Origin of the sequence: Ruegeria sp. THAF33 (assembly GCF_009363615.1) — a bacterium.
Taxonomy (GTDB): Bacteria; Pseudomonadota; Alphaproteobacteria; order Rhodobacterales; family Rhodobacteraceae; genus Ruegeria.
Genome location: NZ_CP045384.1, coordinates 34,890 through 55,999, shown reverse-complemented (window position 1 = coordinate 55,999; position 21,110 = coordinate 34,890). Strand labels below are relative to the sequence as shown.

Genomic DNA, 21,110 nt, shown 5'->3' with positions numbered 1-21,110 from the left:
TCTGTGTTGTCGACGGCATCCACGCAACTTGCTGTCGATAGCACGATGTAACAGAGCAAGCTTTCTCAGGTTTTTGCGAGTTCAAGCCGGGGGTGAATGACCCAAGCCTGCTTTGGCCGCATGGCCGCTTCTGTACCAACAGCCGTCCCTTGTTCCAGGGGCGCGACGTGTTGCGAAAACGGGAACTTGGTTTTTGAACATTGTGGAGCCTACATCCATTCCCGTCCTTCCCAAAAATCGGCAATGTGCCAATGGCTGTGGTCTGGTTGCTGCTCGCGTGCCTTCCCTTCGCACAAAGTCGCCCATGATCGCTGAAATGAAAGCCAGAAGAGCTGCCGATCAGCTCGATTAATACTGGTACCACCTGAGGTGTCGTGACGAAGAACTTGCGGTGAAGCACATGCCGAGGCTTCAAAATGCAGCAGGAGCCGACCACTCTGATCTGCCGCTGTTGCCTCCTCGTCATCTGTTCTTTTGTCTGAGGTCGTGGGGATTTACCTGCGGTTGAAGGGTATAGGCCGCCCTGTGACTTAAGAAAAACCGCAGAACCTAACCCATAAATCTGCGCGGTATTCGGTCACAGTTTTGTACAGCTATCCCACAGATTTGCATGCCACAGAGAATCCCAAGAACAAACAGGGTCCTCTGGCACAGTTGCTAAACACAAAAAACAGTTTACTCCCAGCTTCCAGCAGACGAGCGCCAAGTCTTGGCTTCGGCATCCCAAATACTGGCGCTGACGCATGGCGTCGGATTGATTCCCTCGCAATCGGATCCATGCACGTCCGCGATGACAATGCGTTGGCTCCCAAAATCAACGACCGCCCAGCCTTGGTTGAGCAGGGAATGCACCTCTTCGCTAACCCAAAAATGCGACATGCATCCGCCGGTACCGCAGTAAAGGGATGCAGCGCTTGAACACGCAAAACCAGACTCATTCAGAACCCAGTCGCGTTGTAGATCTCCGTCGAGATCGACCCTTTCAACCGCGCCCCAGGCTATGTCAAACTGACCGCCGTTGAACTCCGCGCAGGCTCGTGCCGCCAGATCAACCTTCGCCTGCAAACCGGGCGGAAGTTGCGATACATCAGCCGCGACAGCTGGTGAGGTCCAAACTAGTCCCGAAACAAGTACGATCCCGGAAACCAAATACTTCAGCTGGTGCTCTATTGGGGAAACTGATTGGAAGGCGGCGTCAATTGCATTGATCATATCTGAAGTCCCCGTATTCCAGCCAGTTTTCCGCGCCTTCGTTAAAAATCAGAAACTCGGACCTGTCTTCCCCAAGCAGGGCGACGACAAATCCGGCCGGCGGCTTAGAGTTTCCAAAATAACTATAGGCGGTCATGGCTCTGATCAACTCGCCATTGACCGATACTCGCGCGTCCCACTCCCCGTCCGGAGTGTCCAAAATTACCGGTTCGATCACGCGCTCTACCGCTCCGCCACCACAATAGGCGATGCCTTCGGGCGCTTCGTAGGAGGCCCCCTGGCGAGCACCTGAATCGCAGGCGGAACGAAGGGACTGAATTGCCGCGCTGGAACCTTTCAAGTCAAAGATTCCATAGCTGATATCTTGATCAATCATGGACAGATTAACCGATGCATTGGCCGCAAGCTGGTCCAGTACAAAACCATAGTCCTCTTGACTATTGAAACTGACTTCGACGGGATAGTTGTCGACGATCTGCACGGCAGCGTTTTCTGCGCCAACCTGAAATGCCCCAACTTCGGTGGTGCCGTTCTTCAAAAATCGAATGGAAAGCCCCTGCTTCTGCACAATGTCCTGGCTGTCCTCATATCCAGCCGGAGCAAAGCGGATACGGTTACACTGAAGTTCCAGCGTCATGTTTCCGGTCTGAATAAATGCATTGGGACTAGGCCCGGAACTGAACGACCACTCCGCCGATGCTGTGGTTGCCATTGCCATCATCAGCGCTCCAACGGAAATCGGCTTGAAATTCATTCTTTCTCTCTCCACGGCGTTGCATTTGGCTCTTTCTTTCAGCAGAGCGTCGGGCCCACCGCCCGGGTAACCAGATCAGGAAACAGGTGCGCCGTATTCGTTTGCGCCTTCTTGAGAAGGGCGCGTTAGCCACCAGATCATCAGGATGGACAGAACCAATTGAAGAATTGAGAAAACAACAATGCCGGTTGCGCCCAAGACTGCCGCAGGTCCTCGTAGTGAATCGGGGTTTTCCGTTCCTTGCTCCAATACCGAGAAGAACGCCACCCCACCCAGCATAACAAAAAGCGTTGTAATGCTAAGCGCCATCGGCAGCAGCAAATACCAGCCAGGTCGTCCTGTATCATGCAGCCTCCGCCAACCGGCGGCCAGCATGGGTATGAGAACAGCCAGTTGGAAAACAGAGGACAGAACCCGAGAACCCTGCCCCGTTTCGGGATTGGTCCCGAATATGATCGTATCCAGCAAAGCTAATACGGCACTCACGAGAACCACAAACAAGAAGAACCACCAGTATTCTGATCGTAAAGCCCGACCAGAGAACTGGTAGTATTTCGAAAAACACGTTTTTACTGCTTCAACGAATCCCATGTTTTTGTCCCTTCGTCGTTTCTTTGCGGCGTCAACAACGCTTGGCCGCGTAGGGAACACTCGCTTTTGCGAAAATCCCCACATTCTTTTTGTTTGAAAGCAAAAGCCTATCGCACGAAAGCCTAGAGAAATTTACGCGCGGAAAAAATATTGATTTATGAAAAATTAGATTCAAATATGAGAATTCGACGCAACTTTATTTTACCTCCGTTGTTGTCGCTGTCGCCCGATTTACCGGGCCCTTCCGACTGTCGGAGTGAGTGCTGGCAGTCGGAAGGCGTTTTCAATGACCGAGCGTTGGGAGAACGCGATGCCAAGACTCAAAATACTAGCTCTTCTTCCAACATTCGCTCCAGCTTTTTCCAGTGCGGTCACGCGTTGTTGGCAGTGCATGCGATCAACGCAATATTGTTCTGCCGGCCAAACCTTGAATGGCGAGTCTTTTGGGAACGGCAGTCACCAGTTCGGAGTATGTACTATTGGCCGCTGAGGCGCTGGAGCTTCAAAACGTCGCCTCTAATTCAATTGAGATCAAAGAACCTAAAGGGAGAAGAAAATGACCAACAAGATGGTGATGGTTGCAGGCACGACATGTTTCGCACTGCTTGCTGCCTGCGACGATACGGGTACGTCAAGCGCGTCTGCCGAGCTCACGCCCGCTCAGCAAGCGTGTTTGCGAGACGTAGCCAACACAACGAACAATTCGCAAGTCGTTGTTCTGTCGTCTGCGTTCAGCGAGGCGGGAACCCAGGTCACCGTCGGCGTTGGCGAGGATCGTGCCCCATGGAACTGTATTGCTTACAGTGATGGCGCCACAGCCGGTATCGAGTTCCTGGGCGACGAAGGCGCATTGTGACCTGTTTGGTGCGTGGCTGAACACGGCCGCGCAGCACTGGCTCGCTCATCGGAATGCTCGACTTGGTTTGTAGAATAGCCACTATCATATTCGCGATCCTTTACCTGTTGGCGTTGGTTGCGTTCTTGACGGGTACATTTGGCTGGTTGGGGCAAGAAAAAGACCCTTTGTCCGGGGTGTTCCTTTTGCCGTTGGGGTTGCCCTGGATACTCGTAGCGGACTTGCTCTCGGAGTCGACCAAACCGTGGTTCGCGGCGCTCGCACCGGTTTTCAATCTTCTAGCGCTGGTCTTGATTTGCAAATGGGTACGCAGTTTGCGGCAGTAGTGAACGCCGAACGCATTCCCACCAAAAGGGAGGAAAACATGGGAAAAGTGATCTTGGGTATCGTGATCGGGCTCGTCCTCGGCGTGGTTGGGGCGATGACCTTGGGTGGAGGTGCCGCGATGGGTGTCGGCGTTGCGACAGGCTTGTCCGCCGGTGTCTGCTCTACATTGAAAGGCGCACAAGCCGAGAATCTGATCACCGCCGAGCAAGCGGATCAGATCCTCAATCGCGTGAATTCCGAGATGGCATCCCTGCAAGGAATTGAAACGACGGACGAGATCGTCGGAAGCGCACAGGCATGCGATGAGTTTCTGTCCAAGTTGCGGGAAGCGAAGTGATGTTCCGCTTTGCACAGAAGAACACTGTAAGGATTAGCCAACAGGGGACAATCTGATGAAACTCCGTTTACTGAACCTCCTCACACCCATGTTTGCAATTTCGGGCACAGCTGCTCTTGCAATGTCGGAAGCCGATGACGCGTGTATCGATCATTTACGGCAAGTTGGTGGGCCAGACGGTCAATCCGGTACGATTGAAAGCTCAGAGTTTTCCGAAGCTGGCACGTTGGTCATGCTACGTGACGCAGGTGGGACACTCTGGCGATGCATCGCGTACAAGGATGGAAGCATCGGAGAGATGTCGGTTGTCGAGGCGATGGATGATGGTGGTGGAGCTATGGCCGGCGCCGAAGGATCTACTGAAAGCCAACGCGTCAAATTTGATACTGGTTCAACTGGCGCCGAACTCGTTGGCCAACTCGCGCCCGGAGCGTCCCAGCAATACGTCCTTGGCGCCAAAAACGAACAGTTCCTTTACGTTCGCGTTGCTCCGCGAAATGGCACCTTGGACTACGTTATTCGAAACCCCGATGGTTCTGAACTGTTGGGATTGATGTCGGCGGACAAGGAGTATCGAGGGCAGCTGTGGCAATCCGGTGATCATGTTGTCGAGGTCATCAACCGCGGCAACTCTTCCGTCGGCTACAACGTAATTTTCGGAATTGAATAGGTGATCGACGGAAAACCCTGGAACGGCAACTCAAATCAGCTAGGAAAAAACAGATGAAATCCAAAGTCTTTTTGGTGATCGGTACAGTGTGTATTTCTGTACTCTCAGCATGCGACGAGAGTGGCGGGTCAGTGGATGCGAGTGCACCAACTGTGGGCAGCTCTAGCGATCTTTCGTCATTTGAAGGGGCCAGAGCGGGTCAGGCTGAAATGGGCATTCAAAGTCTCGGGTTTGAACTTATCCGAAGCGAAGGGCTGACCTCTTACTGGTTTAACAAAGATACCGGCGCATGTGCGCGGATCACGACATCTGAAGGAAGGTATTCAGATGTAACTATGCTGCCATCAGGCGACTGCTGACAATTTTCAACAATCCCAAATCAGAAAAAAGGAGCTCTAGTTTGCATTTCGATCTGGCACATGCGGCGGTCATCGTTGTCGCTTTGATTATCACAAACCTGGCATTGAAATCGGCCGGCGTGATCAACGAAGAAAACAAACACCAGTGGAATTGGAAAGTTGTTCTGGCCTACTTCGTGGTCGTCGTTATCATCAATCTGGTGTGGCCAATTTGAAGCTTCGCGGCGGGACGCTAACCGCCACCAAAGATGTTTACGGTGAATGTGTCTCTCCGAGAGATTGCCGGCTGGAAAAGTGTGAGCATCACGGGCTGAACACAGAAAGGAACACGCATGCGGTTTTTGACGTCACTCATATTCATTGGTGTTCTGGCAACCGCTGCGACTTCTGGCGTCACCAGCCGAAACGGTGGCCCTAGCAACAGCCAAATGCTTTCAAAAAGTGGCGACGGAGGGGTCGATGGCGTCGCTTTCTTCCGCCCAGTCTTAAGCGGTGTGTTGTATCGATCCGGTTTCAAGGGCGGCGACAAGGATCGAACGGGTCTGAGTGACGTTCAACGCGAAACCTTGTGCGAAAAAGGGTTTTCAACCGGGTTTTATGCCGACTTCGGCAAAAACACTCAGTACGGCCGCACCAGTTGTGGGAACGGATCCTTTGACTATCAGAGCGCCAGATCCTCCCGTCCCGGTGCCGTCATGGCATCCATACACGAAGTAATTGAAAACCCTGGAAAGGGCCCTGTCCTGGTACACTGCATGTGGGGCGTTCATTCCTCTGGCGCACTGTCGGCAATGGCGCTTGTTCAGTTTTGCGGTTGGACGGAAGAAAGGGCCAAGGAATATTGGAATGATGCCCGAAACGGTGCCCCATGTTCAGGCGGATGCGACAAGTGGATTGACGCAAAATTCTCCAACTTCAGTGTCGACCCCAACCTGAAGATTTCCGCCGAACAACGGGCTGCGATTTGCCCTAGATGATATCCGGAGGACTATTCAAATGAAGTTCCATCTTCTGGGGTCTCTTGCTTTCATTGCACCCACCATCTTGTGTGCGAACGACGATGTTCTCGGTGAAGCCACGACATTTGATAGTCCCAACGGCGTTACTGAACGCTGTATTCGGATCGAAAAAGTTCCAACGGGCGAGTATAAGAAAAGCGATCTTGAGGAAGAAACAACCTATTGCGAGATTGATTTCTATGCCTCCGAAATTGCTGTTTGCCCAAAAACCTGGAGCACCAGCCCAGGAATGGCCGTCTACGATATTTCGGAAGGACCCTACGCCGGGAACCGTTCCGAATTCGAGAGAAACGCTTGCAAAGAGGGGAAGGCGGCAAAAGATCTGGCAAAGGACAGGGTGGCTAAATTCAAATCCACCATGAACCAGAAGGGTACAAGCGGAACGTTTTCAACCTCTTCGCTGCTCTACTACCATTTCTCCAGGTATTTCGACGCGACGGTGAACGTTCCGGTGGCGGTCTGGCGTAGCATGGACGCTCAGGCGCATCTCACCGAGGTCGCAGAGCCCGGCCTTGCGATTTCTGGTGGCTCTCATGGCGGGCGCATGAACCATGAAGGCTGGCGGGTATTCGTGGCTGCGGATGCCGGTCCGAACTCGTACCAGCCAACCGATGATCTGTTCACCGCGGATCGAACGCAGATATACGGTGTCCTGCTTGACAGCCCCGGTCATCGCTACGGCTCGGAAATCAACGGCACCCGTAAATCCGGTTGGGGCAAAGGCCAAAACCGCGATTTTCAGGAAACACCCGCCTTCTTGGCCTTGCGGTCTTCAAAACCCTTGCCCGAGGCCATTGTAGAGGGTGTCAGGGAAGGTCGAAAGGATCGGCAGATCAACAAGGATCTCGGCCCCGATGTCAGCGACCAACAGATGGCATTTTGGATGCAAGAACTTACCGAGATTGTTCTGCTCGACTTCATCTTTAGCCAGCAGGACCGCGTAGGAAACATAGACTTCACACCCTATTGGTATTGGGTCGAAGACGGAGACCTGAAGCACAAGAAGGCCAAGCACCATAAGCCAAACGATGGAGATGTTCCAGCCGACGCATTATTGATCCGTCGCAGCAATCTAAACGACAACGATGCTGGTGGGCGTGTCGAATATGCCAACTTCGCGAAATCCACTCAGATGTTGGAGAAAATGCGACACTTTTCTCCAAGCACTTACCAGCGCTTGTTTGCTTTGAATAATGACCTTCAAACGCAAGGCCCGATTTATGACTGGTTGTCGCAAAGCTTTGGCCTGTCAGATAGGCAGATTGCGCAAGCCGTTAAAAATACAGCGCTGGCAACGTCCATTCTCCAGAGCAATTGTTCAAAAGGTGTTTTGATGTTCGACTTGGACCCCGTCGCATTCTTTTTGAAAAACGACACCGAGGTAAAGGCTGTGGACTGTAATGACCCGTAAGCGCTCCGTCACCGCGGCGGTGTTGATTTGGTCCGCTCTGCTTGCCTGCAAAGCGGCGGCTTTGGATGTAATCGTCATATCGGATCTGAACGGAAGCTACGGCTCGATAAAATACGATGCCCGTGTCGACAAGGCAATTGAACGGATAATCGAGATTGATCCCGATCTGGTGGTTTCGACCGGAGATATGGTTGCGGGTCAGCGCATTCCCAACTTGTCAGACAAACAGGTCAGAGAGATGTGGAAGGCGTTTCACAAGGCGGTGTCAGACCCGCTGGAGGCTGCCGGAATTCCATTTGCGGTCACGCCGGGAAACCATGATGCCTCTGCCTACCGTGGTTTCGAACGTGAAAGAAAAATCTACGCCGAGGAATGGGCGCCGAGAAAACCAGACGTCGATTTCCTGGTTTCGGATGACTATCCGTTCTTCTACGCGTTTGAGATGCAAGGCGTCACGTTTGCGTCTTTGGATGCCACGACCCTTGGGCCGCTATCCGGCGATCAGAAGGACCAACTTGAGGAGCTGGGGGCGAATGGAAACCCGATTGTCACTTTCAGTCACCTGCCGCTTTGGCCCTTCGCGATCCAGCGCGAACGCGAAATCATCGGTGACCCGACACTTGAGAAAATCTACCTGCAAAGCGGGGTCGTTCTGCATCTGTCCGGCCACCATCATGCCTTCTACCCAGGCTGGAAAGACGGTGTGGCCTATGTTTCCCAAGCTTGTTTGGGCGGTGGTCCACGACGGCTTATCGGCTCAAAAGCCAGATCACCACACAGCTTCACTCATGTTACGTTCCAGCCGAACGGAGAGTTTGGGATAGCAGTATATCGAGGGCCCAATTTCGAAAGGTCTGTAAACTTCAAGTCACTACCGAAAGAGATCAGATCCCCGAATGCGGTGTTGAAACGATTGGACCTTGTGAAATAACTAGAGGTTGAGTTTCAACTCGACTTTTTCGGGGACCAGATCGTTTATCATCTCTTCGATCCGGGCTTCTGAAAGTCCACCCGAAGTAATGAAAAGCAATGAAACGCGAGACTTGCCGGGGACGTGGTGTTTTCTGACAAGCTTCCAGCCAGCGTCTGCGGCCATGGCTTCAATGTCTCCGCTGACGTTCAATGAGTGTTCTTCATCTGAAGCCTTGAGCGAAACTTCCACGCCCTTGTTTCGCCCTCCGAGCCAAATGAAGCACCAACACACAATCGCTACCAGTGTGGCCATCAGTGGCAAGCCCAAACCGACCGCAAGACCAAGAACAGTTACGACTATCATTTCAACGGTGTCTACCGGATCATCAAGATTGGATCGGAACCTGAGCAACGCGCCGATGCCAAAGATAACGAATCCGATCATTGACCCATGTTGAACAACCAGGAATCCAACAGCCATGCCGATAAGCGCATAAAGGAAGAAAAGCCTCGGCATGACCAAGTCGCCGATGCTTCTACGGGCTTTGCGTCTCACCGGATGATAGACGATCAAGCCAGCCAGAATGATCGTGACCACCACATCGAGAGTAAAGAAATACAGTTCCTGTTTGCCGCGAAACTGAGTCCATTGGCGTTCGATCAGAATTTCTGATTCCGAAGCTCCGGCCAGCATCGTTGCAGGATCGATTTGCGACACCGCAGCGCCTGGCAACAGCAGCATCAACAACGCGGTTTTAAACGGGAATGTCGTATTCAGCTTTTCTTCCTTCCTGCTCAGGCCAAGGGCTTAGGCTTCACCACAGGCACATCATGCCCCATTCAATTCAATCGCAACAATCGGGATCAGGTAAAGAGTTCAATGAGCATTCTTCCGACATCGCATCTGAGTTGTGATAAGAACGCGATAAAGGGATGTGATCCACGGGCGAGAAAACTGAATGGCAGAAAACAAAGTGTTTCCGTCAAAACCTGAAATTTCACGGAGCTTCTTTATGCTTAGACGGCTCGCTTTTGCGCCCGGGTTAGTGGCGGCAGCCTTCCCGCTGTGGGCTGATCCTGCATGCGCCGAAAGTGCTGATCTGGTTCTGGTCGATAGGTTCAAGGTCGCAGACAAATCAGAAGGGTTTTCAGAGCCTTCAGGTCTGTCGCTTTCCAGCGCTGAAGGCTTCTTGTGGTCTGTCAGCGATGCCGAACCTAAACTGCATCTCCTTGGAATCGACGGGGCATTGGGAAACTCTTTCAAGTTGCCATCACTGAAGGGATCAGACCTCGAGGGTGTCGCTTGGCGAAAAGATGGATCTGTTTTGGTGCTTCAGGAAACTGACCGGTCAATTCTAGTCGTTCACCCAACCGACCCCATTCAACTTACAACGGTTCCACTTGCTACTCTCAAGGGTTATTCGGATGCAGCTGAAATGCTCGTCGGTAATCCATTGAACAAAGGGCCTGAGGGCATCACAGTCGATCCGGACACTGGGCGAGTATTCGTGGTCATCGAAGGGAAACCGCGGTTGTTGCTGGTATTGTCCCCAGAGCTGACGGAGATCGAGGAAATCACCCCATTGGATCGCAAATCTGGTTTTATGTCCGATCGCGTAAATGACGATGAGCTGGATGTAAGCGGATTGGCTTGGTCTGCGTCCTCAGGTGTACTGTGGATTCTGAGCGACAAAGGGCGCCAGATCTTTTTGTACAATCCCGAGACGAGAACGGCAGAGACAATAGAACTAACTTATATGACAGACGGCGACCGTAAGGTTGTAAAGCATCCAGAAGGGATCGCCCTGGATGAGCCCAATGGACTTCTCTACATCCTGACAGATGATGCCGAGAAATCGCGACTGTATGTTTTTGATATTCCCGAATTTTGATAGCTAGAAAACGAAGCTCACACCGCCATAATGGCTTCCGCAAGTTGCTGCAGCTTGCTTTGTAAGCATCTACCTTGGTCCGCCTCAATCAGAACCTCCGTTGTAGTGTGGCTGGGACTAGGCGACCTTAATCCAGCGTAGGACATTGCGCGGGTAAATTTCATGTTCACGTCATACGTCGCAAAAAGGCTTCAGCCGTCGTGACATGCTTGTTTTTGACCTCTGGCGACATGCGCCCAGCCGTACGGCACATCATCGCCCAACGGGGATTGCCAGCAAGTCTATCGGTGTGTTTCAGGATAAAGCGCCAATAAAGCCCGTCCCAGATATCTGCCCAGGGCCCTTTGCCCCAATGGCTCATTTTTCGAATGTAGTTTGAGCCGGAAAAATACGGTTTGGTGGTGATCAACCCGCCATCGGCATGCTGGCTCATCGCGTAGGCATTGGGAACCATCACCCAATCATAGCTGTCGACGAACATTTCCATGAACCAGCGATAGACATGGTCTGGATCAATCTCACACAGAAACATAAATCCTCCCAGTACCATAAGGCGTTCAATGTGGTGGCAATACCCGGTTTCGAGCACCCTTTTGATCGTGTCGTCCAGCGGATCAATACCAGTGGTTCCGTTGTAGAAAGAGCGATGCATAGGGCGATGATGGCCCCAATGGTTTGTAGTGCGCATCTGCACACCAAGGTTCTCATAGGTAGCACGCATAAACTCGCGCCAGCCAATGATCTGGCGGATGAATCCTTCTACCGAGTTCAGGGGAATTCCCTTGCGATCAGCATGCGCCAAGGCAGCGTCCAAAACTTGCTTCGGCGTCAACAAGCCAATGTTCAAAGCAGGCGTAAGAACGGCATGCCACAGCCAGTTTTCCCCCTCGACAATAGCATCTTCATAGTCGCCAAAGTGTTCGAACCGCCGTTCCAGAAACTGCGCCAGCCAGTCGGATGCAGCTTTGTGTGACGTCGGATAAAATAGCGTATCCAGGCCACCCAATGCATCTGGAAATTCAGCGATAACGCTCGCTTTTGCAGCTTCATCAACTGCGTCATGGGCAGGCCAGTCGATCCAAGGCAGGCTGCCCAACAGCGCCTTGGGCACTTTTTTTCGGTTTTCCTCGTCAAAACTCCATTGTCCCCCGGCCGGTTGGCCGCTGTCCATCAACACGTTCAAACGGCGGCGTTGGCCCTTGTAGAACTCCGCCATGAACCAGCGTTTTCGACCGGCAGACCAATCCAGATTGTCGGCCCGCGTATTCATAAAGCCGGGGGATGGCTGGATATCGAGCGTGATGTCGGTATTGCCAGCCGCTGCCCGAAAACGTCTTTCTGCAATGAAGTCTACTGGATCAGCCATGATCACTCGGCTGACACCACGATCACGCAGGTTCTGAAAAAGCCGCAGACATGCACCCGGCTGCCGCTCAAAGCGCCAGATCGCAGCATCAAAGCCCTTGGCGACCAAGCCATCGCGATAGCGCGCCATTGAGGCGCGGTGCAGCCAAAGCTTTTGCTTGTGCATCGTGGCGGGATAATACGCGTCGCCAAAGAACAGCGGGTCTTCGAAAAGTACAACAGTATCGGGCCGGGCGGCCAGGCCCGGGTGTTGGGCAAACAATTGGTTGGGAAGTAAAAGGGCGGCAGTGGACATGGGCTATGGTCTTTGTTGGGTGGCCAAGTTCAGTTGGCGTAGAAGCGAAGGGATCTTCTTTCGAAGGCCGAAGAACCCGGCCTTCGCATGAGGCCATGTTAAAGCGTCGTACGGCCGCATTATCCTGTTCAAGGAAAGGCCTGCGTCTCTCAATACAGGTTCTGCACGATCCAGCCGTGACCGAGTGGGACCGACAGGCGCATAGGCTGTTGCAATGGTCGTAACACCTGCATTCCGTGCTGCCTCGATCAACGTACCACACCAGTCCTCGGTCGATTGCCCGAGTTTTCCGTGGGCTTCCAAGACGCTGCTCATCGCGCCCTTGGCAAAATCCTGTACAACGTCTCCCAACGGGTTTGGGGATCGACCATGCGTCGCCAAAAGTCCGATCTTGGCAACAGGCGATGTTGGCATCAATTGATGAGCTGACAGATCATCCTCTGTCAACAGCAACAGATAAGGGCTGTCTGAGTGCATTTGCGGACTTGAAAGGGGAACGAGCGGGTGTTCTACCGGCTCGGTCAGCGGTTCTGCAAATTTGGCCAGGCCTTTCGGTTGAAACCGTCCTTCAGTGTATTTGGCAATATTGTCAGGGCGCGCGAGGTAAATTTTGCCTTTCGTGTGCAATCCGCCAACCCAGCGCCAGCTCAGCGTGTTCGATGCGGGATCGCCATCCAGCAAATGTCGCAAAAAGAAATCCGCGCCAAGCTGCCAGGGTAAGCGAAGTGAAAAAATCCAGATTGATGCAAACCACATGCGCGCATGGTTATGAAGGTAGCCTGTCGCCACCAGTTCCCGCGCCCAATGGTCGAAACAGTCGATGCCGGTATTGCCGTTCACTGCATCATTGAAACGGGCCTTAAGGCCCTCATCATCCCTTAATCGCTCACAAGCGCTCAGCAAATCCCGCTGATACAGTGACCAGACGCTGGGCCTTTGTTCCAGCCAACCCTTGAAGTACGTGCGCCAAAAAACTTCTTGCACGAATTTCTCCGCCGCGTTGAAATTATGCGACGCTAAAACCGTTGCCAGTACTTCTTTCTCTGTTATCAAACGGTGGCGCAGCCAAGGTGACAAACCCGATACATTGCTGCGACGCTCAGTCCCAATATCGTAGTTTCGCGTACTTGCGTAATGGCGCCCGGTGCGTCCCGCGAACTGCTTCAGCCTTATAAGACCGTTGGTCCGTGTGGGTTTGAAATCGAACGTCTCTTTCGCTTCATCAAGTTCTGAAAACATCTCGGTCATGCAGCCGATCTGCATTTTTTCGAGCAGTATTTCACCTCATCCCAAACGTTTCCCCATTTCTTGCGCCACGTGAACGGGCGCTGGCAGACCGGGCAAACCTTCTGGGGTAAGTCGGCTTTCTTGCGCATCTTCATCACTGATCCTCCAGAGGCAGGCTGAGTTGCTTTTGATTTTGAGACGCCCGCGCGACTTTGCGAGGATTCCGCCGATTCTTTCGGCTGGCGTGTTTTGTCACGATGGCGTGTGCTTCGGAACGAAACTCCGCACTTCGGCGCACGCCCCAAACCCGCTCGCGCGCGGCCTTGGCTGCCGCTAGATGGTCAAAAACACGCTCTGGATAAAGCGTTCCAATGATGTCTTTCGCGTTGTGAGCTTTCCAGGGTTCATGGATATGCTGATCCGCAATTTGGGACAATTCCGGCAACCATGTCCGAATGAACAACCCTTCTGGATCCTGATCATAGCCCTGCTTAACCGGATTATAGATGCGCACGGTATTGATGCCAGTGGTGCCTGATTGCATCTGCACCTGACTCCAGTGAATGCCCGGCTCATAGTCGGTAAACATGCGCGCCAAATGCTCACCCGGGGCCCGCCAATCCAGCCAAAGATGATAACTTGCAGTGGCCATCACCATTGCGCGCATCCGAAAGTTAAGCCAGCCCGTTGCCTGCAATGACCGCATGCATGCGTCCAGAAATGGATATCCCGTTTCTCCGTTGGACCATGCGGTCAAGAGCTGGGCATCTGGCGCTTTCGGTCGAAGACCATCGTAGAGCCGATGCAGATTTTCAAATTCAATCCGGGGTTCATCCTCAAGTTTCTGAATAAAATGGCAATGCCAATGCAAACGCCCCGAAAACGAGCGAAGCGATTTACGCCAATCCTTTGCCTGCGGCGGCAACCGGCGTCTCTGATTTTCAGTAGCTTGCGACACCTCGCGCATCGAAAGCGCACCCCAAGCCAGATAGGGCGACAGCCGCGAACACGCAACGGCCCCCTCCAAGGGGCTGGACATTTCGCGTTGGTATCTTTTGCCACGGTGGGTCAGAAAACTGCTCAGACGTTCCAAACCCACAGCTCGTCCACCGGCTTGACGACCAACACATGTATCATCCCGCAAGCTAAGGTCGCGCCCCGTGGGAATATAGCCCGGTTCTACGTCGATATGCTTAAGCGCAACTGGTGAAGCAACGGGCAAAGCCATAAACCGATCCCAACGTTCCGCCCAGCCATCGCGAGACCTGAGCCTGCGAAGAACGCCATGGTTTTGTACTTCGTGCCACCGCACGCCGTGGTCCCTGCACCATGCAGCTACCTGACGGTCCCGCTGATAAGTCCAATTGTTTCCTGTTTCTTCATGTGACCAAAGTACGTCTATCAGACCACGATCTTTTAACTTGGAAAGGACCGCCAAAATTTGTCCCGTGCGCACAATGAGTGGTTGTCCCAGTTTCCCAAGGTCATCACGCAACTCAGCGATTGTCTCAGCAACAAACTTCCACTGCCGTGTTGACGCGTCAGGTTGCTGCCAAAGCTCAGGTTCAACCACATAGAGTGGCAGAACTGGCCCGACCTCAGACGCTTGCGCCAGTGCCTGATGATCATTTACCCGTAAATCCCGTTTGAACCAGACGACCTGCACGATACCTCCGTTTTCAAGGTTTGTACGCATGGCCACTAGAAATGGATCTATGTTCCAGTCTTCCTCGCATTCCGCTAGGACGTGGTTTTTTGCAGAGAAGCCATTGGCCTTCGGTACATGAATGTCGGAAGCGTTCGCGAACCCAACCAAGGCATGTGTCCAAGAGAAAAAGACCCCGACAAAGGTGACATTGGTAAGTGATCGCTCTGGGCCCTAAACCACCAAAAAAGGAGCGGGTTAGCCCATCTCTGTCTTATTTGAATGTCTGATTTCTGAGTAAAGGATAATGTCTGATTTCTGAGTAAAGGATAAAGAGACCAGCCCGTCGATTTGAACGCTACCAGGCACGGTTTGCAACGGACCTCAGAGCATCCGCCCCGAAAGCTCTGTAAACGCAAGAGGGAGGTATTCAAACGGGACCATCTTGTTTGCGCATCGAAGGCAGTAAGCTTGACTTATGCGGTATCAAGCCCCGTGGATCATGAGCTGCGCCGACCGCTGAGCTTGTGAGGCTGAGCTTGTGAGATTGCAGTAGTCATTTTCCGGTAGGGCAACTTTTCAGTGCCTTTCGAAAAACAGCGAGGTACCTACAAACCCCTCACCTTATTCAACAAAATTGCCCGCACGCCTGCTATTCAGGCGACGCAATCGCTAAAATTTGGCTAGCATCATCACAAGTTGCGGCCTCATAACGCATCTGTATGTCACTGCTGAACCCTCGTTTCTTCGGTATCTGCGCTAAGTCTTGCAACGGGACGGATGAAGCCCACAAGACGAGGTCAAACAAAATGGACAAAACGGACAAAGCTGAGGTTGCGCTCATATCTGATGACGCCGCAACTGATCATTCGTTTGCTACGGTTTATTACGACGGATCTTGCCCGCTTTGCTCCGTTGAGATCGAGCACTATGCCTCCTGCGAGGGCGCTGAACGCTTGAGGTTTGTCGACGTTTCAAAACCCAATGTTCGAATTGATGAAGATCTAACGCGGCAAGAAGCTATGGATCGTTTCACTGTGCGTCGACCAGATGGAGAACTAGTATCCGGTGCACGCGCGTTTACGGAACTGTGGGGCACTTTACCTAAATGGCGTTGGCTGGCACGGGTGGCAAGCTTGCCGGGGATAACGCCTTTGCTAGAGCTTGCATATCGGGGCTTCCTGCCCCTAAGACCGATGCTTTCGAGGATCGCGTCTTGGGTCGGAGCGAAGTCGGCTAACGGGACAGGTTCGTCGACATGATCAATCTGGACGATGGTCGTTTTCAAGGGCTGGTTTGGCTCGTCAAACGGGGGCTCGAACCCGCACTTGGCAACGCTCGCATTGTACTCGCGCTTTGTTTTGGGTTGGTCACGCATATCGGTGCCGCGGGTTCTGCTATTGCTCGGTTTGCTGGGTTAGGAAGGATGGAGGTCGTTCAGATGACATACTTTGCAAGAAGCGCCTTTACAGGCAGCGAGGCACTCAATCGCGTGGCCAACAAGAATATCCCCCCAATCTTTCGCTGGAGGTAAAGAATATCCATTCGCATTGGGGGCGGGATATACCCGGCCCGGGCCAAGGCCATGCCTTCCTTGTTCAGGTGGTTGGAGAGCGTTCGGTCAGAAAAATCATATTCATTCGCGGATAGGATTGCGTCGAAGACACTGCGGATCATTCCGAGGATCCGGTCGTCGAACGGGCCATCACCTTCAACAAGCTTCAATTGGATGGCAGCGTTACGAAGCTCTTCGTCATCTTCCCGCAGGCCTGCACGCAGCAGATGCATATACCCATCAATTGCCGATGGTTGCAGGGCTCGGGCCGCGCCAAAATCCAAGAGGCTGATCTTCCCATTTGACGGGTTGTATCGGTAATTGGCAAAATTTGGATCGCTTTGCATGATACCGAACTCGAAAACCTCGCGCAGCGTGAGATCGACCAAGGCTTCTGAGACTCGATTGCGTTCCTCTCTGGTCGCATCACTCACGGTCTCGATAGGGCGACTTTCCAGAAAGGACATCGTAAGAACTTCGGGAGTGCTCCAATCCGGAAAGAACTCCGGAATTTCGAAGGCTTCATCACCCTGCAAGAGGTCAGCAAAGTGGCGCATGTGCCGCCCCTCGCGTTCATAATCCGTTTCTTCACGTAATTGACTGCGCGCCTCTTGGATATACGGCCCCAGATCAAAGCTTTTGGGAAGTAGACCGGACATTCGAACCAACGCGGCCACATTGGCAATATCGCTGTCAATACTGCGAGCGATACCGGGATATTGCACTTTGATCGCCACATCGCGCCCGTCTTTCAAAGTTGCACGATGTACTTGCCCGATACTCGCCGCCGCAATGGGCCTTACATTGAAAGTTTTGAAGGATTTGCGCCAATCTGTACCCCAGGTTCGGTTCAGGACGTCACGCAATTGCTTCGGTGGCATGAAATGCGCCTGATCCCGCAAACGTGCCATGATGTCAGCCAGCTCAGGTGGCAAGACCTCGCCTGCATCCATCGAAATCAGCTGCCCCACCTTCATCGCTGCCCCTCGCATGCGTGAAAGCTGATCCGCGATCCGTGTCACGTTAACTGGGGCCATCAACAAACCACGCATATCGGGTCGCGCACCGCGACCGATCTCTCGAAGGGCGCGTACTGCCACGTTTCCTGCAATGCCTGCCGTCATGCTGCTTAAACCGGCAACACGGACCAAACGGCTTGTCGGAACTGCCAAAGAGGTTGGTGAGGGTTTAGGGTCAGTCATACATCCTCACCAAAATTCCGTGCCCGGAGAGCCTTTGATGCGACCTTTCAAATTTTCGGTGACCCAACCTCCATAAAAGTCCCCGGGTTGCGGGATCACGCGATGCTTGCCAACGAAACAACCGTCCATAAGACCGGCGTAAAAGGCGACATAGCCCTTTATCTGTTCAAACCTGGTGGTTGGTTCCCCGTAACTCCATGCGGCTTTTGTGGCCTTGGCCGCCCCGCTCTGAACGTCCCAGTAACTCGCAACGCCCTTCCATTCGCAGTATGACCTGACCGAGGTTTTTGTCAGAACGGCATCAATGTCATGCGGTGGGATGTAGTACGTTGGGGCGTGGTGGGTTTCGAGAACCTGAAACGCCTGATCGGTTTCTACGATTGTTCGACCGCCAAACTCTATCCGCACGTTATGGGGCATCTCCCGCAGCGCAGGTGGCCGCGGATAGTCTTGCACGTCTTCAATCGTCAAAGCTGTCATTGCGGACCCGGATTGTGTATTAGGCTGTTCCTTCTGCGAGATAGCGCGCCGACAGCGTTATTCTAGCGAAAGAACTTTCAACACAAGGTAGGCGAACTTGAACCACAATTGGGCTTAGTATCAGCTTTGATCGGGCTGCACTGTTAGACCGACTTTGCAGCCAGAACCGTCAAAACAAATGTCCTAAGTCTGCCAGTTCGCCAACAGTTCGCCCATGCGCTCTAGGCCAAGGTTGAGATTGGCAGCAGCACCTCCTCCGACGCCTAGTCGGACGTGGTTCTGCATCCCGTAAGACGAGCCCGGTAAAAGAAATGTTCGGTACGGATCGGCGAGCAAGCGTTTGGCGAAAACATCGCCATCAATCCCGTCAAGCCGTGCCAAACCAATCAATCCAGCCTGAGGTTTGAACCAATCGAGGCGGGGTTGTTCGGCAACAAACCGATCAAGGCGTTCCAGTGTTTTCATCCCAGCTGCGCGCACAGTTTTCATTGACTGATTGTATCGGTCAGGCCTTAAAGCGATTTCGGCAATGACTTCGCCGAGTATATTCATAATCTCGCTAGAGTTTTCTCGCAGAATTATGGCATCCCAAATCAGATCGGGATCACGGCAAATCATCCAGCCGGTGCGCAGCCCCTGGAGCCCCAATGCTTTGGAAACGCTGCCCGTCGTGATACCCCTCGGATACAAACCGGCAATCGAAGGGGCACGGGACCCGTCCCATTCCAATCCTGCGTAAACTTCATCAACAACCAGCCATGCGCCGACACGGTCTGCAATTTGTACAAGCCTTTCCAGCTCTGCCCGGGTCATCAGGCGGCCGGTTGGGTTATTGGGGTTGGTGACAAAGATGAGCCGCGTGCGCGCTGTTACTGCGGCTTCAACTTCGTCCAGCGGCAATAACCAACCAGCGCTCTCTTCTCGGTCTACAACTTTGAGAGTCGCGCCATCAGCCTCTGCCAAGACGCCCACTTGCGGCCAGCCTGGGCGTTCTGTTACGACTTCGTCGCCCGGTTGGACCAATTGCATGAATGCAAGATAATTGGCTTCCGCAGCGCCTGCGGTGATCAGAACATCGTCTGGTTTGCAAACATCAGACAAGCCTGCGCGGTCCAAGACATGTCGTCGTAAAGCAGGCAGGCCCCGAAAGCTTTTTTGGTTCCAATCCAGCGGCAGTGCTGGGTCCAACGCATCCATGAACTCACCCAAACGCGGCGACTCTGACAAGGAAAACCCAACGAAAGCTTCTGGATCCGCTTCGGTGGTATCCAGCAGGTACTGAAAAAGTGTGTGTATCTTGACTTTCATGCTGTACTCAAAATCCTTGTAGTCAATCAGGGAGAGAGTCTGTGCAAGCAGAAGGATTTGTCAAAGGGCGACCGAGTGACTTGGCAGTTCTGGACTACGGGCTGTTCAAGGTCCATTCCACCGGCCGCATTATTGGGATCTGCGGGTTTCTGGTCCGGACGGACTTAGGAGAAGCAATACTTATCGACACTGGGTTTCCTGAAAAATACGCGACCGATACCGACGCCGCAGTCAAAGAAGATCGATTGGACGAGTTCGGCGAGGTCCTGAAGTGTGAACCAGACAATCTGCCATGCGCACAACTGGCAAAACTCGGACTGACTCCGTCAGACATCACATTGCAGATTTGTACGCACACTCATATCGACCATATCGGCGCATTGGGCGACTTTCCAAGCAGTCCAATTCTTATCTCTTCCGCGGAGCGAGCCTTGCCTCGCCCATTGTATTGGGGCGATATACGGCCTTTGGAATGGCCCGATCAGGATTATCTCTTGGTTGAAGGCGACGCAGAGATTGGACCGGGCATCTTCGTTTTGGCCTCACCCGGTCATGCGCCTGGCCAGATCGCAGTAATGGTCGATCTTCCTTCGGGTGCAATTTTGTTAACGAGTGATGCAATTTCCCGACCGGCAGAAATCGACGATAAGTTTGCCGGCTCATGGGACGAAGATGCCGCGATTGCCAGCGCAGACAGGTTGATGCGTCTAGCATCCGAACGAGATGCCTTTGTAATCTATGGGCATTGTCCCAAGCAGTGGCCCGTTCTGAAGAAAGCACCAGAAGTCTACCGTTGATCCCAACCTGTGGCTCACTTTTCCCGAAAAGTGATGTCGCGCCTGCCAGTTATCTGACGTCGCGCCCTTGATTCAGAATAATCACGTTCCCGCTGGAAACATCACCGGCCGGCGAAATGAGAAAACTGACCCAAGAGGCGATTTGCTCGGGCCGCATCGCGCGACCATGCGGCATGGCACTAACGGCTTTCTCCAAGACTTCCTCGGTCAAGACATTGAACAAAGGTGTCTCGGTCATGGCAGGTGCCAGCGAATTCACACAGATTTTTTCATTTGCGTATCGACGGGCAAGGTCTTTCGTTAGGGTATCCATTGCTGCCTTTGACGCCCGGTAGTGCGGAGGGTCGAACACATCGAAATTGTAAGCTCCGTTCGAAGAGATATTCACAATCTTTTTGATGCCTTCGCGTTCCAACATCAACTGAACCGCCTGCTGGCAACAATGGAACGCAGAGTTAAAGTTGATTGCCATCTGTTTTTCGAGTTCCTCGGGCGGAATGTGCGGGAAGTCGGACATGAAGCAGGTGCCCGCGTTGTTTACCAAAGCATCCAGACCGCCGTGCGCTGACTTAATGCCATCAAACGTCTGAGCGATAGCCATGGAATCCGTTAGGTCAACGGAGATCGGCGTGAAATCTGGGCCCAATTCTGTTGCCAGTTCGTCCAGACCCCCTTCATTAAGGTCCAGTCCAACGACGTGGACCCCATCTGCCCGCAATTGGCGGCAGATGGACTTCCCCATCCCTCCCGCGGCGCCAGTCACAACCGTTGTTTTCATAGCAACTCCTCCCACCTTGGCATGAATTGGGGTACTTCGAGTTAAAGAAGGAAACTCACAACCCTTTTATCTGAAAGCTGGGAAAGTCAATTCTACTTGAATTCAGTGCCCGCCCGTT

The 21,110-nt window shown here is 53.0% G+C and carries 22 protein-coding genes and 1 pseudogene; 10 read left to right on the top strand and 13 right to left on the bottom strand.

The features are described 5' to 3' along the window. Nucleotides 1-675 precede the first annotated feature (675 nt). The 3 genes from FIU92_RS00275 to FIU92_RS00265 all read right to left on the bottom strand — a co-directional run bounded on the left by FIU92_RS00275 (nucleotide 676) and on the right by FIU92_RS00265 (nucleotide 2,557). Complete coding sequence (locus tag FIU92_RS00275) at nucleotides 676-1,212, bottom strand: hypothetical protein (RefSeq protein ID WP_152456661.1); 537 nt, start codon at nucleotides 1,210-1,212, stop codon at nucleotides 676-678. Further along, nucleotides 1,196-1,966 (bottom strand): hypothetical protein, encoded by a 771-nt coding sequence (locus tag FIU92_RS00270; protein WP_152456660.1) that lies wholly within the window; start codon nucleotides 1,964-1,966, stop codon nucleotides 1,196-1,198. Before FIU92_RS00270 ends, FIU92_RS00275 begins: the two co-directional genes overlap by 17 nt. A gap of 75 nt (nucleotides 1,967-2,041) precedes the next feature. Next, nucleotides 2,042-2,557, bottom strand: coding sequence for a DUF805 domain-containing protein (locus tag FIU92_RS00265; RefSeq protein ID WP_152456659.1), 516 nt, complete (start codon nucleotides 2,555-2,557; stop codon nucleotides 2,042-2,044). Between the two features lie 556 nt (nucleotides 2,558-3,113). Between FIU92_RS00265 and FIU92_RS00260 the strand changes: the two genes are divergently transcribed. The 7 genes from FIU92_RS00260 (at nucleotide 3,114) to FIU92_RS00230 (ending at nucleotide 8,467) form a co-directional block, all read left to right on the top strand. Next, nucleotides 3,114-3,413, top strand: a complete 300-nt coding sequence (locus FIU92_RS00260; RefSeq protein ID WP_152456658.1) for a hypothetical protein — start codon at nucleotides 3,114-3,116, stop codon at nucleotides 3,411-3,413. Between the two features lie 364 nt (nucleotides 3,414-3,777). Further along, nucleotides 3,778-4,077, top strand: a complete 300-nt coding sequence (locus tag FIU92_RS00250; protein WP_152456656.1) for a hypothetical protein — start codon at nucleotides 3,778-3,780, stop codon at nucleotides 4,075-4,077. Between the two features lie 55 nt (nucleotides 4,078-4,132). Further along, on the top strand, nucleotides 4,133-4,747 hold the full coding sequence (locus tag FIU92_RS00245; RefSeq protein WP_152456655.1) for a hypothetical protein: 615 nt from the start codon (nucleotides 4,133-4,135) through the stop codon (nucleotides 4,745-4,747). 53 nt (nucleotides 4,748-4,800) lie between these two features. Further along, complete coding sequence (locus FIU92_RS00240; RefSeq protein WP_152456654.1) at nucleotides 4,801-5,106, top strand: hypothetical protein; 306 nt, start codon at nucleotides 4,801-4,803, stop codon at nucleotides 5,104-5,106. Nucleotides 5,107-5,147: 41 nt separating this feature from the next. After that, nucleotides 5,148-5,321: a hypothetical protein gene (locus FIU92_RS22655; protein ID WP_170755412.1), complete on the top strand. Its 174-nt coding sequence runs from the start codon at nucleotides 5,148-5,150 to the stop codon at nucleotides 5,319-5,321. A 781-nt stretch (nucleotides 5,322-6,102) separates the two neighbouring features. Next, complete coding sequence (locus tag FIU92_RS00235; RefSeq protein WP_152456653.1) at nucleotides 6,103-7,536, top strand: hypothetical protein; 1,434 nt, start codon at nucleotides 6,103-6,105, stop codon at nucleotides 7,534-7,536. Further along, nucleotides 7,526-8,467, top strand: a complete 942-nt coding sequence (locus tag FIU92_RS00230) for a metallophosphoesterase (RefSeq protein WP_152456652.1) — start codon at nucleotides 7,526-7,528, stop codon at nucleotides 8,465-8,467. The genes FIU92_RS00235 and FIU92_RS00230 overlap by 11 nt, the downstream gene beginning before the upstream one ends. Here FIU92_RS00230 and FIU92_RS00225 read toward each other — a convergent pair whose 3' ends face one another. After that, on the bottom strand, nucleotides 8,468-9,190 hold the full coding sequence (locus FIU92_RS00225) for a hypothetical protein (RefSeq protein ID WP_152456651.1): 723 nt from the start codon (nucleotides 9,188-9,190) through the stop codon (nucleotides 8,468-8,470). Between the two features lie 217 nt (nucleotides 9,191-9,407). Between FIU92_RS00225 and FIU92_RS00220 the strand changes: the two genes are divergently transcribed. Beyond that, nucleotides 9,408-10,340: an SdiA-regulated domain-containing protein gene (locus tag FIU92_RS00220; protein ID WP_152456650.1), complete on the top strand. Its 933-nt coding sequence runs from the start codon at nucleotides 9,408-9,410 to the stop codon at nucleotides 10,338-10,340. Between the two features lie 166 nt (nucleotides 10,341-10,506). Here FIU92_RS00220 and FIU92_RS00215 read toward each other — a convergent pair whose 3' ends face one another. The 5 genes and pseudogenes from FIU92_RS00215 to FIU92_RS22975 all read right to left on the bottom strand — a co-directional run. Continuing rightward, on the bottom strand, nucleotides 10,507-12,000 hold the full coding sequence (locus FIU92_RS00215) for a cryptochrome/photolyase family protein (protein WP_152456649.1): 1,494 nt from the start codon (nucleotides 11,998-12,000) through the stop codon (nucleotides 10,507-10,509). A gap of 3 nt (nucleotides 12,001-12,003) precedes the next feature. Beyond that, the gene (locus FIU92_RS00210) at nucleotides 12,004-13,248 is read right to left on the bottom strand and encodes an FAD-binding domain-containing protein (protein ID WP_152456648.1); all 1,245 of its coding nucleotides are present in this window, start codon (nucleotides 13,246-13,248) and stop codon (nucleotides 12,004-12,006) included. Beyond that, nucleotides 13,245-13,376 (bottom strand): DUF2256 domain-containing protein, encoded by a 132-nt coding sequence (locus FIU92_RS00205; protein ID WP_371419754.1) that lies wholly within the window; start codon nucleotides 13,374-13,376, stop codon nucleotides 13,245-13,247. Before FIU92_RS00205 ends, FIU92_RS00210 begins: the two co-directional genes overlap by 4 nt. Before the next feature lie 5 nt (nucleotides 13,377-13,381). Beyond that, nucleotides 13,382-14,455, bottom strand: a complete 1,074-nt coding sequence (locus tag FIU92_RS00200) for an FAD-binding domain-containing protein (protein ID WP_254705382.1) — start codon at nucleotides 14,453-14,455, stop codon at nucleotides 13,382-13,384. 111 nt (nucleotides 14,456-14,566) lie between these two features. After that, nucleotides 14,567-14,923, bottom strand: a pseudogene (locus tag FIU92_RS22975) (deoxyribodipyrimidine photo-lyase); the annotation flags it as partial. A gap of 671 nt (nucleotides 14,924-15,594) precedes the next feature. Between FIU92_RS22975 and FIU92_RS00195 the strand changes: the two are divergent. Next, complete coding sequence (locus tag FIU92_RS00195; RefSeq protein WP_371419723.1) at nucleotides 15,595-16,134, top strand: thiol-disulfide oxidoreductase DCC family protein; 540 nt, start codon at nucleotides 15,595-15,597, stop codon at nucleotides 16,132-16,134. A 175-nt stretch (nucleotides 16,135-16,309) separates the two neighbouring features. Here FIU92_RS00195 and FIU92_RS00190 read toward each other — a convergent pair whose 3' ends face one another. The 3 genes from FIU92_RS00190 to FIU92_RS00180 all read right to left on the bottom strand — a co-directional run bounded on the left by FIU92_RS00190 (nucleotide 16,310) and on the right by FIU92_RS00180 (nucleotide 19,306). Beyond that, nucleotides 16,310-17,551, bottom strand: a complete 1,242-nt coding sequence (locus FIU92_RS00190) for an AarF/ABC1/UbiB kinase family protein (RefSeq protein ID WP_254705330.1) — start codon at nucleotides 17,549-17,551, stop codon at nucleotides 16,310-16,312. Between the two features lie 84 nt (nucleotides 17,552-17,635). After that, nucleotides 17,636-18,109: a DUF427 domain-containing protein gene (locus FIU92_RS00185; protein ID WP_152456644.1), complete on the bottom strand. Its 474-nt coding sequence runs from the start codon at nucleotides 18,107-18,109 to the stop codon at nucleotides 17,636-17,638. Nucleotides 18,110-18,292: 183 nt separating this feature from the next. After that, nucleotides 18,293-19,306 carry a pyridoxal phosphate-dependent aminotransferase gene (locus FIU92_RS00180; protein WP_254705329.1) on the bottom strand — a complete coding sequence of 338 codons (1,014 nt, stop codon included), beginning with the start codon at nucleotides 19,304-19,306 and terminating at the stop codon, nucleotides 18,293-18,295. Between the two features lie 152 nt (nucleotides 19,307-19,458). Between FIU92_RS00180 and FIU92_RS00175 the strand changes: the two genes are divergently transcribed. Beyond that, the gene (locus FIU92_RS00175) at nucleotides 19,459-20,214 is read left to right on the top strand and encodes an N-acyl homoserine lactonase family protein (RefSeq protein ID WP_152456642.1); all 756 of its coding nucleotides are present in this window, start codon (nucleotides 19,459-19,461) and stop codon (nucleotides 20,212-20,214) included. A 49-nt stretch (nucleotides 20,215-20,263) separates the two neighbouring features. Here the strand turns inward: FIU92_RS00175 and FIU92_RS00170 are convergent, their stop codons facing one another. Then, nucleotides 20,264-20,992, bottom strand: coding sequence for an SDR family NAD(P)-dependent oxidoreductase (locus FIU92_RS00170; RefSeq protein ID WP_152456641.1), 729 nt, complete (start codon nucleotides 20,990-20,992; stop codon nucleotides 20,264-20,266). Between the last annotated feature and the right edge of the window lie 118 nt (nucleotides 20,993-21,110).

Bases quoted from the DNA above. Each gene is read 5' to 3' on its own strand.
- FIU92_RS00275 (WP_152456661.1), bottom strand. From the start codon at position 1,212: ATGATCAATGCAATTGACGCCGCCTTCCAATCAGTTTCCCCAATAGAG.
- FIU92_RS00270 (WP_152456660.1), bottom strand. From the start codon at position 1,966: ATGAATTTCAAGCCGATTTCCGTTGGAGCGCTGATGATGGCAATGGCA.
- FIU92_RS00265 (WP_152456659.1), bottom strand. From the start codon at position 2,557: ATGGGATTCGTTGAAGCAGTAAAAACGTGTTTTTCGAAATACTACCAG.
- FIU92_RS00260 (WP_152456658.1), top strand. From the start codon at position 3,114: ATGACCAACAAGATGGTGATGGTTGCAGGCACGACATGTTTCGCACTG.
- FIU92_RS00250 (WP_152456656.1), top strand. From the start codon at position 3,778: ATGGGAAAAGTGATCTTGGGTATCGTGATCGGGCTCGTCCTCGGCGTG.
- FIU92_RS00245 (WP_152456655.1), top strand. From the start codon at position 4,133: ATGAAACTCCGTTTACTGAACCTCCTCACACCCATGTTTGCAATTTCG.
- FIU92_RS00240 (WP_152456654.1), top strand. From the start codon at position 4,801: ATGAAATCCAAAGTCTTTTTGGTGATCGGTACAGTGTGTATTTCTGTA.
- FIU92_RS00235 (WP_152456653.1), top strand. From the start codon at position 6,103: ATGAAGTTCCATCTTCTGGGGTCTCTTGCTTTCATTGCACCCACCATC.
- FIU92_RS00230 (WP_152456652.1), top strand. From the start codon at position 7,526: ATGACCCGTAAGCGCTCCGTCACCGCGGCGGTGTTGATTTGGTCCGCT.
- FIU92_RS00225 (WP_152456651.1), bottom strand. From the start codon at position 9,190: ATGCTGCTGTTGCCAGGCGCTGCGGTGTCGCAAATCGATCCTGCAACG.
- FIU92_RS00220 (WP_152456650.1), top strand. From the start codon at position 9,408: ATGGCAGAAAACAAAGTGTTTCCGTCAAAACCTGAAATTTCACGGAGC.
- FIU92_RS00215 (WP_152456649.1), bottom strand. From the start codon at position 12,000: ATGTCCACTGCCGCCCTTTTACTTCCCAACCAATTGTTTGCCCAACAC.
- FIU92_RS00210 (WP_152456648.1), bottom strand. From the start codon at position 13,248: ATGACCGAGATGTTTTCAGAACTTGATGAAGCGAAAGAGACGTTCGAT.
- FIU92_RS00205 (WP_371419754.1), bottom strand. From the start codon at position 13,376: ATGCGCAAGAAAGCCGACTTACCCCAGAAGGTTTGCCCGGTCTGCCAG.
- FIU92_RS00200 (WP_254705382.1), bottom strand. From the start codon at position 14,455: ATGGCTTTGCCCGTTGCTTCACCAGTTGCGCTTAAGCATATCGACGTA.
- FIU92_RS00195 (WP_371419723.1), top strand. From the start codon at position 15,595: ATGTCACTGCTGAACCCTCGTTTCTTCGGTATCTGCGCTAAGTCTTGC.
- FIU92_RS00190 (WP_254705330.1), bottom strand. From the start codon at position 17,551: ATGACGGCAGGCATTGCAGGAAACGTGGCAGTACGCGCCCTTCGAGAG.
- FIU92_RS00185 (WP_152456644.1), bottom strand. From the start codon at position 18,109: ATGACAGCTTTGACGATTGAAGACGTGCAAGACTATCCGCGGCCACCT.
- FIU92_RS00180 (WP_254705329.1), bottom strand. From the start codon at position 19,306: ATGGATGCGTTGGACCCAGCACTGCCGCTGGATTGGAACCAAAAAAGC.
- FIU92_RS00170 (WP_152456641.1), bottom strand. From the start codon at position 20,992: ATGAAAACAACGGTTGTGACTGGCGCCGCGGGAGGGATGGGGAAGTCC.